At 42.9% G+C, this 14,484-nt stretch carries 13 protein-coding genes; 5 read left to right on the top strand and 8 right to left on the bottom strand.

Going from position 1 to position 14,484, the window contains the following annotated elements:
* Nucleotides 1-44 precede the first annotated feature (44 nt).
* Nucleotides 45-770: a 1-acylglycerol-3-phosphate O-acyltransferase gene (locus AC3CIA_RS13890; protein ID WP_004735318.1), complete on the top strand. Its 726-nt coding sequence runs from the start codon at nucleotides 45-47 to the stop codon at nucleotides 768-770.
* Nucleotides 771-894: 124 nt separating this feature from the next.
* Here AC3CIA_RS13890 and AC3CIA_RS13885 read toward each other — a convergent pair whose 3' ends face one another.
* The 5 genes from AC3CIA_RS13885 to arcA form a co-directional block, all read right to left on the bottom strand.
* A complete protein-coding gene (locus AC3CIA_RS13885) occupies nucleotides 895-1,284 on the bottom strand; it encodes a RidA family protein (protein WP_004735319.1) in 390 nt (129 codons plus the stop codon).
* Between the two features lie 135 nt (nucleotides 1,285-1,419).
* Nucleotides 1,420-1,881, bottom strand: a complete 462-nt coding sequence (gene pyrI / locus AC3CIA_RS13880) for an aspartate carbamoyltransferase regulatory subunit (RefSeq protein ID WP_004735320.1) — start codon at nucleotides 1,879-1,881, stop codon at nucleotides 1,420-1,422.
* 12 nt (nucleotides 1,882-1,893) lie between these two features.
* The gene (gene pyrB, locus AC3CIA_RS13875) at nucleotides 1,894-2,823 is read right to left on the bottom strand and encodes an aspartate carbamoyltransferase (RefSeq protein WP_004735321.1); all 930 of its coding nucleotides are present in this window, start codon (nucleotides 2,821-2,823) and stop codon (nucleotides 1,894-1,896) included.
* A 287-nt stretch (nucleotides 2,824-3,110) separates the two neighbouring features.
* Entirely contained in the window at nucleotides 3,111-4,115 is a 1,005-nt protein-coding gene (locus tag AC3CIA_RS13870) for an ornithine carbamoyltransferase (RefSeq protein WP_488518250.1), read from the bottom strand.
* A gap of 156 nt (nucleotides 4,116-4,271) precedes the next feature.
* Nucleotides 4,272-5,492: an arginine deiminase gene (gene arcA, locus AC3CIA_RS13865; RefSeq protein ID WP_488518249.1), complete on the bottom strand. Its 1,221-nt coding sequence runs from the start codon at nucleotides 5,490-5,492 to the stop codon at nucleotides 4,272-4,274.
* Between the two features lie 577 nt (nucleotides 5,493-6,069).
* Here arcA and rraB point away from each other — a divergent pair.
* Together rraB and AC3CIA_RS13855 are read left to right on the top strand one after the other, a co-directional pair.
* A complete protein-coding gene (gene rraB, locus AC3CIA_RS13860; protein WP_004735324.1) occupies nucleotides 6,070-6,486 on the top strand; it encodes a ribonuclease E inhibitor RraB in 417 nt (138 codons plus the stop codon).
* Nucleotides 6,487-6,611: 125 nt separating this feature from the next.
* Nucleotides 6,612-7,409 (top strand): glycosyl hydrolase 2 galactose-binding domain-containing protein, encoded by a 798-nt coding sequence (locus AC3CIA_RS13855; protein WP_114634035.1) that lies wholly within the window; start codon nucleotides 6,612-6,614, stop codon nucleotides 7,407-7,409.
* 93 nt (nucleotides 7,410-7,502) lie between these two features.
* Here AC3CIA_RS13855 and AC3CIA_RS13850 read toward each other — a convergent pair whose 3' ends face one another.
* A complete protein-coding gene (locus AC3CIA_RS13850; RefSeq protein WP_488518248.1) occupies nucleotides 7,503-8,408 on the bottom strand; it encodes a bifunctional helix-turn-helix transcriptional regulator/GNAT family N-acetyltransferase in 906 nt (301 codons plus the stop codon).
* Nucleotides 8,409-8,648: 240 nt separating this feature from the next.
* On the opposite strand from AC3CIA_RS13850, the gene AC3CIA_RS13845 reads away from it, so the two are divergent.
* Together AC3CIA_RS13845 and AC3CIA_RS13840 are read left to right on the top strand one after the other, a co-directional pair.
* Nucleotides 8,649-9,821, top strand: coding sequence for a YjgN family protein (locus AC3CIA_RS13845; RefSeq protein WP_488518247.1), 1,173 nt, complete (start codon nucleotides 8,649-8,651; stop codon nucleotides 9,819-9,821).
* Nucleotides 9,822-10,829, top strand: coding sequence for a M48 family metallopeptidase (locus tag AC3CIA_RS13840; protein ID WP_488518246.1), 1,008 nt, complete (start codon nucleotides 9,822-9,824; stop codon nucleotides 10,827-10,829).
* A 149-nt stretch (nucleotides 10,830-10,978) separates the two neighbouring features.
* On the opposite strand, the gene AC3CIA_RS13835 is transcribed toward AC3CIA_RS13840, so the two are convergent.
* Both AC3CIA_RS13835 and AC3CIA_RS13830 read right to left on the bottom strand, forming a co-directional pair.
* Nucleotides 10,979-13,867 (bottom strand): valine--tRNA ligase, encoded by a 2,889-nt coding sequence (locus AC3CIA_RS13835; RefSeq protein ID WP_488518245.1) that lies wholly within the window; start codon nucleotides 13,865-13,867, stop codon nucleotides 10,979-10,981.
* A gap of 103 nt (nucleotides 13,868-13,970) precedes the next feature.
* Nucleotides 13,971-14,420 (bottom strand): DNA polymerase III subunit chi, encoded by a 450-nt coding sequence (locus tag AC3CIA_RS13830; protein WP_054548291.1) that lies wholly within the window; start codon nucleotides 14,418-14,420, stop codon nucleotides 13,971-13,973.
* Between the last annotated feature and the right edge of the window lie 64 nt (nucleotides 14,421-14,484).

The following is a 14,484-nucleotide window of genomic DNA, read 5'->3' as shown; positions in this document are numbered from 1 at the left end:
TTTGTGTGAATAGATGAATCACCTTGGCGGTTGTGAGGAGCAAAATGATAGCAATATTACGTATTTTCGCAGTGGCGATATTTGCGATTCTTATGTTTGTGTTTGGTTGTGGCTATTGTCTATTAAGCCCACGTAACCCGAAACACGTATTTACCTTTGGCCGTTATTTCGGTCGCATGTCGAAAATCTTTGGCATGAAGTTAGAGCTTCGCATCCCGGAAGATGCTTACTCTCGTGGCCAGCATGTTTATGTTGCAAACCACCAAAACAGCTGGGATCTATTTACGATTTCATCAGCGGTAACACCTAAAGTCGTGACTGTTGGTAAGAAAAGCCTAGCGTGGATGCCTCTTTTTGGGCAGTTGTACTGGTTGACGGGGAATATCCTAATTGACCGAGCTAACCGCAGCAAAGCGGTAGGTACGATCGATCAAGTGGTTACTAGTCTAAAAGAGAGTGATGTTTCAGTATGGATGTTCCCTGAGGGGACTCGTTCTCGTGGCCGTGGTTTGTTGCCATTTAAAACGGGTGCTTTCCATGCTGCGATTGGCGCTGGCTTACCTATTATTCCTATCGTGTGCAGCTCAACAGGTGGCGTGAAGCTGAACCGTTGGAACAATGGTCATGTGATTGTTGAAATGCTGCCACCAATCAGCACTGAAGATTACGATAAGTCTAATGTTCGTCAACTGGCTAACCTAGCTCGTGAGCAGATGGCTGCGAAGCTTGAAGAGTTAGACAAAGAAGTGGTTGAGCTTAATAAGAAGTAATCATCTAAGCGAAACGATGAACAATAAAAAAGGTTGCCAATTGGGCAACCTTTTTTGTATCTGATAAACGTTCAGCGTTATGCCAACTTGTTTACTAGAAACCGTTTATTCTATAGATAAAAACCTATTTGCGAACCGCAATAGCTTCGATCTCGATACCTACATCTTTTGGTAGACGAGCTACCTCAACACATGAACGTGCAGGGTAGTTTGCAACACCGTGCTCATCAAAGAACTTACCGTAAACTTCGTTTACTGTGCCGAAGTCGTTTAGGTCTTTAACGAATACCGTTAGTTTTACGATGTCTTTTACAGTCAGGCCAGAAGCTTCAACAACCGCTTGAACGTTGTCTAGAGATTGGCGAGCTTGCTCTGCGATATCAGCAGATACTTCACCAGTTGCTGGGTTTACTGGGATTTGACCAGAAGTCAGAACCATATTGCCAAGGTCAACACCTTGTACGTATGGGCCGATTGCAGCTGGAGCAGATTCTGTGTGAAGTACTTTAGTCATTGGTTATTCCGTCAGTTATTGGATAAAAAGCAATTTTTAGTGTGCCTTCAAACTCAGGATAGGTAAAGCGCAAAATACCCCGCATAGGCGAGGTATTGAATAGTTTTTGCGTTCGATCGGCGCTGCCGTATGACGTTATCTTTCTGTCACGATCTCACGAGAGAATACTTTTTCGCAGTACTTACACTTCAATCGAATATCTTCTTTCTTTTCAAAGATCTTAAAGCTGCTTTCTACGGGCTCATTGTGAGTAATACAGTTGGTGTTTGGACACTCAAACACATCGTTGATTTGCTCAGGAAGTTCTAGTGGTAGCTTCTTAACCACTTCGTAATCTTCGATTTGGTTTACCGTTGCGTGAGGTGCGTAAAGTGCTAACTTGCTCGCCTGTTCTTCCGTGATAAAAACATTCTCTATCTTGAGTAAGTCTTTGCCGCCTAGAGCAGAAGATGGCAGGTTTAGGCCAATCGTTACGCGCTGATTTGAGTTATGCATGTCGAACAGTTTGAGTACCTTGATCCCGATGTTGGCTGGGATATGGTCGATAACCGTTCCGTTCTTGATTGCTTCAACTTTTAATTGAGTCTCTTTAGACATGATATCTCTCCTCTACAGCGTTTCGTTAAGAACAAGGGCTAGCAGTGCTTCGCGTGCGTAAACACCGTTCTCTGCTTGCTGGAAGTAGTAAGCGTAAGGTGTTTTATCGACATCGACAGTAATTTCATCAACACGAGGAAGAGGGTGAAGAACCTTTAGGTTATCACGTGCATTTTCCAGCATTGGAGCCGTCAGGATGTACGCTGATTTGATGTGCGCGTATTCCGATTCATCGAAGCGCTCTTTTTGAACTCGAGTCATGTACAAGACATCAAGCTCTGGAATGACATCTTCCATGTCTGTCAGCAGTTGATACTTGATACCCGCCTCATCAAGTTCTTCGCAAATGTAGTCTGGCATCGCCAGTGCTTCAGGTGCCACGAAGTAGAAACAGATGTTATCGAACTTCGCTAGCGCTTGAGTCAACGAGTGAACCGTACGGCCGTACTTAAGGTCACCAACGAATGCAACGTTGAGGTTGTCTAGGCGGCCTTGTGTCTCAGCGATAGAGAATAGGTCTAATAGCGTTTGTGTAGGGTGTTGGTTTGCGCCGTCACCTGCGTTAATAACCGGTACACCGTTAGAAAACTCAGAAGCCAGACGCGCAGCACCTTCTTGAGGATGACGCATTACGTAAGCATCAACGTATGAAGAGATAACCTGTACCGAGTCCGCTAGCGTTTCGCCTTTCTTCGCCAGTGAAGTGTTACCACCACTGTCGAAACCAATCACATCACCACCGATGCGTTGAATAGCCGTTTCAAAAGAGAGACGAGTTCGCGTTGAAGGTTCGAAGAAGCAGCTGGCAACAACTTTGTTCTTGATGAGTTCTGGGTTTGGTTCAGCCTTTAGCTGACCTGCCGTTTGAACAATTAATTCTAGCTCTTCACGAGAAAGCTCTGGAATTGAGATGATGTGCTTTTGATAGAGCGAATTCGCCATGATCTTCTTCCCCACAATAATGTATTGGCCATAAAAAAGCCCCCCATAATGGGAGGCTTTAAAAAAATGCTGAAAAGCAGAATAGACGGCCTGGCAAGCATGATAGCTTGCGAGCAATATTTGGTGTTTTCACAATTTTATTATGTGTTTTCACAATATCATTATGTTTTATCACAACATTGCTTGGCGTCATTTTCACTACTCTCAGACAAATTGCCGAGAATTATACGCTTTCAATTTGTGAGCGCAAGCGATTACATCAAGCTTTTGTTTACTTTCAGTATTCGCTATTGGCCCAGAGTCGCAACCATTACCGCTTTGATGGTATGCATGCGATTCTCTGCTTCATCAAATACAATTGAGTAATCAGACTCAAAGACTTCATCTGTTACTTCCAAACCGTTCATTCCATATTTGTCTGCGACTTGTTGGCCGATTATGGTTTCATTGTTGTGGAAAGCAGGTAGGCAATGCATGAACTTCACTTGAGGGTTACCAGTAAGCTTTATGACATCCATATTCACTTGGTAAGGTGTCATTACAGCCACACGTTCGTCCCAAGCTTCTGGTGCTTCACCCATAGAAACCCAAACATCGGTGTAAAGGAAATCACAGCCTTTCACGCCTTCGGCAACGTCTTCTGTTAGTGTGATTTTTGCACCTGTAGTTTGTGCAATAGCTTGGCACTCTTCGACAAGGTGCTCTTCTGGCCAGAACGCTTTAGGCGCGACAAGGCGAATATCCATGCCCATTTTTGCTGCACCTACTAGCAGAGAATTACCCATGTTGTTACGTGCATCGCCTAGGTAAGCAAAACTGATTTGATGCAGATATTTACCGCGACCATGCTCAAGCATAGTGAGGAAATCAGCCAAGATCTGAGTAGGGTGGAACTCATCGGTTAAGCCATTCCAAACCGGTACACCGGCATAAGCGCCTAAGTCTTCGACAATGCTTTGGCCAAACCCTCGGTATTCAATGCCATCGTACATGCGACCTAATACACGCGCCGTATCTTTCATTGATTCTTTCTGACCAATCTGAGAACCAGAAGGGCCTAAATAAGAGACTTGAGCCCCTTGATCAAAAGCAGCTACCTCAAAGGCACATCGAGTTCGAGTGGATGCTTTTTCAAAGATCAAAGCGATGTTTTTACCGTTAAGCTTTTTCTGCTCTGTACCTGCATACTTAGCTTTTTTAAGGTCGGCAGATAGGTCGAGTAAAAACTGAATCTCTTTAGGAGTAAAGTCGAGAAGTTTTAGAAAGTTACGATTGCGAAGATTAAAGGCCATCTCTCGCTCCTTGCGTATATAGAATCAATGAAGAACTCAGTTAAACATAAAAATGCTATATTTGTGAATATTTATTTTATTAATTTGATAAAAAAGGCCAGTACAATGGTACTGGCCTAGATAAGTTAGCGTGTTCGCTTTATCGAGTTTTGTGGCTTAGATACCGTCTCTTTCGATAGGACAACTCATACAGCGAGCGCCACCTCGGCCACGACCTAGCTCATTGCCCGGAATTGTCAGAACTTCGATACCTGCTTTGTCGTATTTCTCATTGGTGTAAACATTACGCTCATAACCGATAACCGTACCCGGTTTCACCGTCAGTACGTTGTTAGCGTCATTCCACTGTTCACGTTCAGCTTCGTAGTTATCACCACCGGTTGTGATGATCTTCAGTTGATCGAGGTCCAGTGCGCCTTCAATCGCTGTTAGGTAGTTTTCAGCTTTCTCTACTCGCATTTCGCCATTTTCTTTCGGCGTTAAGCGCCAAGTATCTAGGTCTTTACGAACGATCTCTGGATAGACTGAGAATGTGTCGATATCCATGTGCGTCATTACTGTATCAAGATGCATACAAGAGCGGTGCTTTGGTAAATCAATCGCAATCACTTCGGTTGCTTGACCGGATTTGAATAAACTAGCGGCTAGGTTTTCAACACCTTGTGGCTTAGTACGCTCTGAAATACCGATAAGCACGGCACCTTTACCGATAACCAGAACATCTCCACCTTCAATATTCGCATTGTCATAGTGAAGATCTTCATCACCGAAATACTTAATGAAATCTTGGCCGGCGAATACAGGGTGCCAGCGGTATATCGCTCGCAAGTGATTCGTTTCTCGTTGGCGAGCAGGCATCATCATAGGGTTGAGAGAGACGCCTCCATAAACCCAGCAAGAAGTGTCACGGGTAAATAGATGGTTAGGTAGCGGCTCAATAACGAAATCAAGTGGGCGGTGCATCTTCGGTAGCATTGAAGAAGATTTAATAGGAAGCTCAGAGTAGGCTAAACCACCAAGTAGGATCGTAGCCAAGTGCTCATTGTTCATTTGAGCAAGGTACTCTCTTAAATCACGTGCGAATGTAGGGCCGTAACGGAAGTCTGAGATTTGAGTATTAAGCAGCCACTCACGAGCTTGAGCCACAGCGAGTGTCTCAACCAGTAGGTCATGCAGTAATAACACTTCAACGTCTTGGTTACGAAGTGTCGTCGCAAAGGCATCGTGTTCTTCACCTGCGGCTTCTACTGCAAGTACATCATCAAAGAGTAACTCATGACAGTTAGAAGGGGTGAGGTGGGTGAGTGCCCTTTCAGGTCGATTTAGGAGAACTCGTCTTAATTGACCGACTTCGGAGCCAACGTACAGCTTACTCATTTTGCATCCTTACTATTAATCCAGCGTCTATTTATGACAAGCTTGTTCGTAATATGCAAGTTTTGAAAATTGTGTAAAGGTTGTGTTATTTCTCAATTGTTGGTTTTTAATGCTAATTAATTGAAAATTAGTAATATTAAAATCCAATTGAAAGACTCAATGCTAGAACAAACTTTTTGCGGTTCTATGCTCAAATTTCAGTAACTCGATAATCCATTTTGCTTGGTGAACATGATTTTTCATTCAAAATTTATGCAATTATCGATTCTAAAATGAGTTCTTATGCACCAATGAAGTGATCGTCAGTATGCATTTGATATGACTAACCACTCAGTTTTAGAGAAGTAAGGCGAAAAGTAACAATAAAAATGAAATGCTAAAACACACGTTAGTTAATGATATGTTGAAAATTTGTTTCTGTGATTTTGATTTCACTTTTTAATTGATATCCCCTCTGTTATCTAGCGATAAACTTACTCTTCTATACCTGATCTAGGTGGCTTTTTTAGGCGATCCATGCCATATTTCGTGGCAATCAAATTTGATCTTTTCATAGTCAACACTCTGGAGCAGACACATGTCTCACGAAGATGAATATCTATCAGTAGCGGAATTAATTGAATTTCAAAAAGGAGAGACTCGCGACATCATTGAAGCACTAATCGAAGATGGTAGCGATCCTGAAGCTCTATACGATATCGAGCATCACCTTTTTGCTGAAGATTTCGCAGTACTTGAGAAAGCCGTTGTTGAAGCATTCAAAATGGGCTTTGAAGTGCTTGAAGCTGAAGAGACAGAAGACGAAGATGGCAACAAGCTACTTTGTTGTGATGCAACGATGCAGTGTACTCTGAACGCAGAAGCGATTGATGAGCAAGTTGAGAAGCTTGTAAATCTTGCAGAGAAGTTTGACATTATCTACGACGGTTGGGGCACTTACTACGAAGGTGAAGATGCTATCTACCCAGACGAAGATGATGAAGACGAAGAGTAATTTCTTCCCAGTTTTAAAGAATGCCAGCCTTGAGCTGGCATTTTTTTATCCTCAGAAAAATAAATGTCTTTATATGCATTCATTCATTATAATGCGGTAAAAATTGATCTAGCTCAAGGAATGCTATGCGATTACCTCTCGATGGTCTTTGGCAAATATCGCCACTGACGGACCTCTCTATTCCACAAGATGACATTACTTTTCCGGCTCCGTTAAGTTCAAAGCTTCCTGATAGCTTGAGTGAAAGTGAAATCGCAGAGCAAGAGTGGCACCTGATGCATGACATCGAAGTGGATGATGCGATGTTGGCGTGCCCGTTTGTTGAGTTAGTAATGGCAGGTGTTGATTACTTTGCGGAAGTTCGACTCAATGGTGTGGCTGTGTTTGATTGTGATGGTAGCCAAGTCGAATATCGTAAAGATATTCGACCTTACATGCAGTCTGGTCGCAACCGTTTTGAGATTCTTTTCCTTGAAGAAGAGGAGAGCTTATTGCTTGAAGAGGATATGGGTGAGTCAGTCTCTTCATCGGCTGTCGCTAAATCGGATTCTCGTATCGGAATCTGGCAAGCGCCATATCTGCAGTTCGTTCGTCACGTCAAGCTTGAGCAAGTTGTGACAGAGCAGATCTGGCATTACGGTGGTGGTTGTGAGTTCAAAGTGGATGTTATCTATCAAACGCTAAAGCCGGGGCTAATATCGGCATCAATCAAGTTTAATGGTATGACATTGGTGATGCCGATAGATGTGCGAGCAGAACATACGGGTGTTGTTTTCCAGGTTGAGGCGCCGATCATTTTTGATATTGAGAATCCTAACCCTAAACATTTATACTCGTTAGAAGTGGTACTTGATGGCCAGGAAGAGAGCTCTTTTGTCGCCTTGAATCCAGCTTCTTGCGTCAGTAATTTTTTGCGTAGTTAGCGGTTATTTAATTAGCCCGTTACGTAAGGAATCAATTCGCTCACTTGCTTGTCATCTGATGAACTGCCGACGCCAACCCTATTTCAAAACACATTATAGCGTTTTGGCCATGACAACCTCACAAGCGTCATGGCCTGTTTCTCCCCAAGCTGAATCAAGGTGTTCAAAGCCCAATTTTTCGTAAAGTTTAATGGCGGCATTAAGGCATTCGGTCGTTTCTAGATACATATGTTGATAACCCAGTTCCTTAGCTTTCTCCATCGACATATTAACCAGCTTCTTCGCTAAGCCTTTGCCTCTTGTTTCTGGTAAGAAGTACATCTTTTGCAGTTCACAGACCTCTGGCATACCTGCTAATGGTGCAAATCCGCCACCACCGACAACCTTTCCATCAAGTTCAATTACCCAATACTGAGATCTTTCATTGTTATAAACGCTGAACATGTCTTCTAAGGTGGGATCTGCCACACCATAACCTTTATCTTCAGTTAGCCCATTCTCATAAGATACTTGGCGAATCACATTGGCCACTACGGTGTTGTCCTGCGGCTGTAGGGGACGAACCACCACATCACTAGAAGCGTAGCTTTGTTGTAGTGCTTTAAGGAAATGCTCCATTCCCCCCGAAACTTGTTGAGTTTCCGCTTCCGTTAAACGCTCAAGTACCGAGTCATAAAATTGATTCTGTTGACTGTGAAGTTGGGCAAGAGTGTTTATCCCTTGCTCTGTTACTGAAGCAACAACACTGCGCTTATCGTTGGGGTGTGGCGAGGTTTGAATTAACGAGTTCTTCGCTAGATTGTTGACTGCTCTACTGGCGTTGGACTTATCAATATTGAGCTTATCCGCTAATTGGTTCACGGTTAATGGCTGCTGTTCTAGTTCGATTAGTGTATGAGCTTGAATCGGAGGTAGGGCAATATCACCACAATCTTTGTCGAGCATTCCAAGCTGTCGAACGAGCTGACGTGATAATTCTCTAAGCTGTGCTGAAGTCATGTTGCCTCTTAATATGGTTGCGATGTACAACTATAATTTAATTGCGAATCGCAACTATGTCAATGGGGTTATTGTAGGAAGGGGGGAATAAATTAGAGATCAAAGGGTTAATGTTGATAGTTCGCTCTCTTTTTATATTAATTATCAATTGATCAGAATGATGTGTTTCTATATTTTTACGTTGTTGATGTGCACGCAGATGTACATGGTTGTTTTTAAAACGTCAAATGGAATAGAGAAATGGAAACAAAACAGTTAGAAACTAGGGTGAATTTTAAGGGAAAGGGTAACGAATATTTTGGTATTTGGATCGTTAATATCCTTTTATCCGTCATCACATTGGGTATTTACTCGGCTTGGGCAAAAGTTCGAAATAAACGTTACTTTTATGGGAATACATTTATTGGCAGTGATAGCTTTGAATATCATGGTAAGCCTATACAAATATTGAAAGGGCGAATCATTGCGTTGATTTGTGTAGTCGCTTGGGGAGTCAGTAATCAATTTTCTCCTCAGGTTGCATTGGTTTTATTACTGGTTTTCTTTGCATTGTTACCATTGTTATCTCGCAGTAATGCTCGTTTTGATTCTGCAATGACAAGCTTTCGAAATGTTCACTTCTCTTTCCATGGTACTGTTTCCGGAGCCTACTGGGCAATTCTTGGGCGCGGTCTTGTTGTGGGTGTCGGCGTATTTACGGCAATCATGGCAATAATATTTACTATGCAAATGAACATGATTGCTGGTGGCATCGCCATTTTAATATCCATACCTTCTTATGTTTATTTACAATCCTGGCTACTTGCCGGTATCGCCAATTATTTTTCTAATGGTTATCGCTATGGCGATCGTCAGTTTAAAGCTGATTACCAAGATGGCTTTTATTTCAAAGTATACTTAACCAGTATGATTGCATGGCTGGTTGTCTCTATTGTTGCCGTATTGGCTTTCTTCAGTGCCGTTGGCTTCAACATGATCAACAACCCTGAGTCGTTATCCGAAATCGCTAACAACGGAAGTTTGACTTCTATGATGGTTGCTTATTACTTTGCTTTCATTGTTATGAGTATTGCGATTGCTGCTTACATTCAAGTAAAAATTAGAAATTATACCTTCTCTAAATTAGTGCTTGAAGGAAAAGAAAATGAGGCCGATTCAACGTTAAGTTTTGCTTCGACATTAACGATAAAAAGCTACATGTTTTTAGTATTGACTAACTTCTTACTTCAAGTGATTACCCTCGGGTTAGCTAGACCATGGGTGATGGTAAGAACGATGAACTACTTGTCGGAGAATACGTATGTTCAAGGTAACTTAGATTTACTAGTAGCAAACGACCAACCGTCTGATGTGGAATCGGCTATTTCTGATGAAATAGCTCAAGCGTTTAATGTTGATCTTGGTATTGGCTAAATGATCTCTGGTGTTGCACACCCGCCTCGTAGTTCTGAACGCTGCGAGGCCATTTTAGATATCTCTCACCCTGATAAACTACTCCTGAGTGTGGATGGGGATGGTTCTATTGTTTCTGCATATTTTGAACGTGTTGAAATTATGCGAGGTGTTGGATCCGCTCCAACAAAGCTCAAATTCCCCGATGGATGGCAATTTATCACGGAGGCAAGTGATGAATTGGACACCTATTTGAGAGACAGAGGTAAACATAATTTCTTAGGTAAATTAGAGAAGAACATCACGGCTATCTTAGTTAGTAGTATTGTTCTTATGTTACTTACTATTTCTATGTTCACTCATGGGATCCCGTGGTTAACTCATCAAATAGTCACTTATCTACCTGATTCGGTGCCTAGGCTGGTTGAAAATCAGGTTTTAGAGTCTTTAGATGAACAGTTCTTTGAGAGCTCCACTCTGTCGGAAGAACGACAGCGCCACATTCGACAGCGCTTTGAAAGACAGCTGCAAAAAATGAGTATTGAAGGCGATGTACAGTTGGTTTTTCGTTCTTCAGAGCTTGGCGCCAATGCTTTTGCGCTGAGTGCTGGGACAATCATCGTATTAGATGATCTCGTTAGATTGACTACAACGGAAGAGCAACTAGACAGTATCTTGTTACATGAATTAGGACATGTTCAGCACCAGCATGTAATGAAGGTATTGGTTCGATCAAGTTTGTTATCAGTAACTGTAGCGGCTTTGACTGGTGAAAGCTCTGGGATCATTGATAACCTTACTGGTCTTGGTGTGTTTGTTGCAAATAATGGTCAATCACAAGATGCAGAGCGAGAAGCGGATTCATTTGCTTCCTATTCGATGATCGAGCTGCATGGTTCTAATCAAGCTATGATTGAGATGTTTGAATTGTTAGGACAAGATTCTGATGGACATGCTGAACTACCCACATGGCTCAGTTCTCATCCTGAACTGGGTGAACGGATTGAATCATTGAGGGACGTACATTAGCTGTTTAGTGAAAAAGGTTAGTGTTAATTCTTAATTCATTGTTATCTAATTGTAATTTATATTAATCAAACAATTAGCACCGAATTTTAGACAATAAAAAGGGCAGATTATTATCTGCCCTTTTTATTACTTAAAAACTATCGCATGGATTATAAAGCTGCGATAGTCGCTTTTTGCTCTTCTAGCTTAACAAGAGTTTCTTGGTAGCCTTCAAGCTTTTCACGCTCTTTCGCGATAACCGCTTCTGGTGCTTTAGCAACAAAACCTTCGTTACCTAGCTTGCCTTCGATACGCTTAATCTCACCGTGAGTCTTCGCTACTTCTTTATCTAGACGAGCAAGCTCAGCATCTTTGTCGATAAGACCCGCCATTGGGATCATCAGCTCAGATTTGCCAACCAGTTTGGTTGCACAAGCTGGAGTTGCTTCGCCGTCTGCTAGAACTTTAATATCGTCTAGTTTAGCTAGAGAAGTAAGAACGATCTTATTTGCTTCGATACGAGCTGCATCTTTCTCATCAGCGACTTTGATCATTACTTCTAAGCCTTGGCTTGGGGCAATGTCGTATTCCGCACGTAGGTTACGGATAGCAGTGATGAAAGTTTTAACCCACTCGATGTCGTCAACGATCTCAGCATTGAAGTTAGCTTCATTAAACTGAGGAAGCGCTTGAGTCATGATAGTTCTTTCTTCTGCATCAGGGCCTTCAACGCCGTCTACTAGCGGCTTAACGCTTTGCCAGATAGATTCAGTGATGTAAGGAAGAACAGGGTGAGCAAGACGTAGAGTCTTCTCAAGAACTGTAATAAGCGTGTAACGAGTCGCTTGTTGTTGAGCTTCAGACCCTTTCCAAAGAACAGGTTTAGTTAGCTCTAGGTACCAGTCACAGAATTGGTTCCAGATGAATTCGTAAAGCGTGTTTGCCGCCATGTCTAGACGGTAGTTGTCTAGGTGAGCGTTAAACTCTTTCGCAGCAACTTCAAACTGAGATTCAATCCACTTATCAGCTAGAGAGAATTCCATGTTTGCACGGTCTTCAACAGACAGTGACATGCCACAATCGTGCTCTTCTGTATTCATCAGTACGTAACGGCTTGCGTTCCATAGCTTGTTACAGAAGTTACGGTAACCTTCAAGACGCTTCATGTCCCAGTTGATGTCACGGCCAGTTGAAGCCATAGCAGCAAGAGTGAAACGTAACGCATCAGTACCGTATGGTTCGATACCATCTTCGAAAGTTTTACGTGTAGCTTTTTCGATCTTAGCAGCCAGTTTAGGTTGCATCATGTTGCCACAACGCTTCTCTACTAGCTCTTCAAGGCCGATGCCGTCAATCATATCGATTGGGTCAAGTACGTTACCTTTCGACTTAGACATCTTGTCGCCGTTTTCATCACGGATAAGACCCGTCATGTAAACTGTTTTGAAAGGTACTTGAGCTTTGCCATCTTCGTCTTTCACGAAGTGCATAGTCATCATGATCATACGAGCAACCCAGAAGAAGATAATATCAAAACCAGATACTAGTACTTCTGATGGGTGGAATGTTTTCATTGCTTCAGTCTCTTCAGGCCAGCCTTGTGTGCCGAACGTCCAAAGTGCAGAAGAGAACCATGTATCAAGAACGTCGTTGTCTTGCTTAAGAACAATTACCGGTGAAAGGTTGTTCTTTTCACGAACTTCTTCTTCAGTGCGACCTACGTAAACTTTACCATCGTTGTCGTACCATGCTGGGATACGGTGACCCCACCAAAGTTGACGAGAGATACACCAATCTTGCACGTCACGCATCCACGCGAAGTACATATTTTCGTACTGCTTAGGTACGAATTGGATCTCACCATCTTCAACGGCTTTAACAGCAGGAGCAGCAAGAGGCGCTGTACGCACGTACCATTGGTCAGTCAGCATTGGTTCGATAACCACGCCACCACGGTCACCGTAAGGAACGGTTAGATCGTGATCTTTAATTTCTTCAAGTAGGTCTAGCTCTTCAAATTCCGCAACCGTTGCACGACGAGCAGCAAAGCGCTCCATACCTTGGTATTTAGCAGGAAGCTCTGTTGAATACACATCGCTCTCTTCACCGTTAGTTGTGAAGATTTCAGCCGCATCACGGATATCACCGTTGAACGTTAGGATGTTGATCATTGGTAGGCTATGGCGCTTGCCCACTTCGTAATCGTTAAAGTCATGAGCTGGCGTGATTTTCACACAACCCGTTCCTTTATCCATGTCAGCGTGCTCATCACCTACGATAGGGATAAGACGATTTACGATAGGAAGCAGGATTTCTTTACCGATAAGATCTTTGTAGCGAGGATCTTCTGGGTTAACCGCAACGCCGGTATCACCAAGCATGGTTTCAGGGCGTGTAGTAGCAACGACGATGTAGTCTTTGCCATCAGCCGTTTTAACACCGTTCGCTAATGGGTAGCGGAAGTGCCACATGAAACCTTTTTTGTCTTTATTTTCAACTTCAAGATCAGAAATTGCCGTGTGCAGTTTAGGATCCCAGTTTACTAGACGCTTACCACGGTAGATTAGGTCTTCTTCGTATAGACGAACAAACACTTCTTGAGTCGCAGCCGATAGGCCGTCATCCATAGTGAATCGCTCACGATCCCAATCTACAGAAGCACCAAGACGACGAAGTTGTTGAGTGATCGTGCCACCTGATTCGCCTTTCCATTCCCAGATCTTGTCGATGAAAGCTTCACGGCCGTAGTCGTGTTTTGTTTTGCCTTCTTCAGCGGCGATCTTACGCTCAACAACCATTTGAGTGGCGATACCAGCGTGGTCAGTACCCACTTGCCAAAGAGTATTTTTGCCTTTCATACGTTGAGCACGGATAAGCGTATCCATGATCGTATCTTGGAACGCGTGACCCATGTGTAGGCTGCCAGTGACGTTCGGTGGCGGGATCATGATGCTGTACGCTTCTTTTGATGTGTCACCGTGTGGCTTAAAGTAGCCTTTCTCTTCCCAAGTCTTATACAGAGCTTGTTCGATTGATGTTGGGTTGTATGTCTTTTCCATAGTGCTCTTATAACGGATACTGTGAATGGTTAATCGTGGTCAAACTTCATAAGTGAAGCTTCTTGAATCTAAATCCAAAGATAGCTTTAACTATGAGGTTTGACTATGGATGTTGAATCTCGATAGTTTGTAGCTGATATCCAGCCTGACGGTAAATTTTATACCTTTCTCGAGCGAGTTGCTTAGCTTTTTCTTCGCAAGGAACGAAGTCTATCACCTGAGCAAAGGCGTTCGCAAAGGTTGTATTATTATCGGCCAGATTTATTACCAGTTGGCGATTCCAATTATGTTTTACGCCTTGATAGCCAATTTCGATATTGGTTGAATACTTTGGGCCTTCGCCAACTAAGTTATGTGCAATAAATTCATTGGGTTCGACCTGCCAGAAAACCTCAGCGATACGTTCGGCATGTTCTTTGTCATTGCAGTTGAGATAAAGTTTAGCGCCTTGTTTAGCAAAGTGCTGAGCAAGAAACAACACATAGCGAGCAAAACCATCTTCGCTGGCTTGCGGGCTGTCTGAAGGCACAATGTAAAACGTGGCAGTCTGCATACTTAACACTCAAAACTTGAACTGAAAATCGTGGATATCAATATTACTTGGTTAACAGGGTCTA

The organism is Vibrio sp. QJM3NY_27, from assembly GCF_057785955.1.
This window is presented reverse-complemented; position numbering and strand designations above follow the sequence as displayed.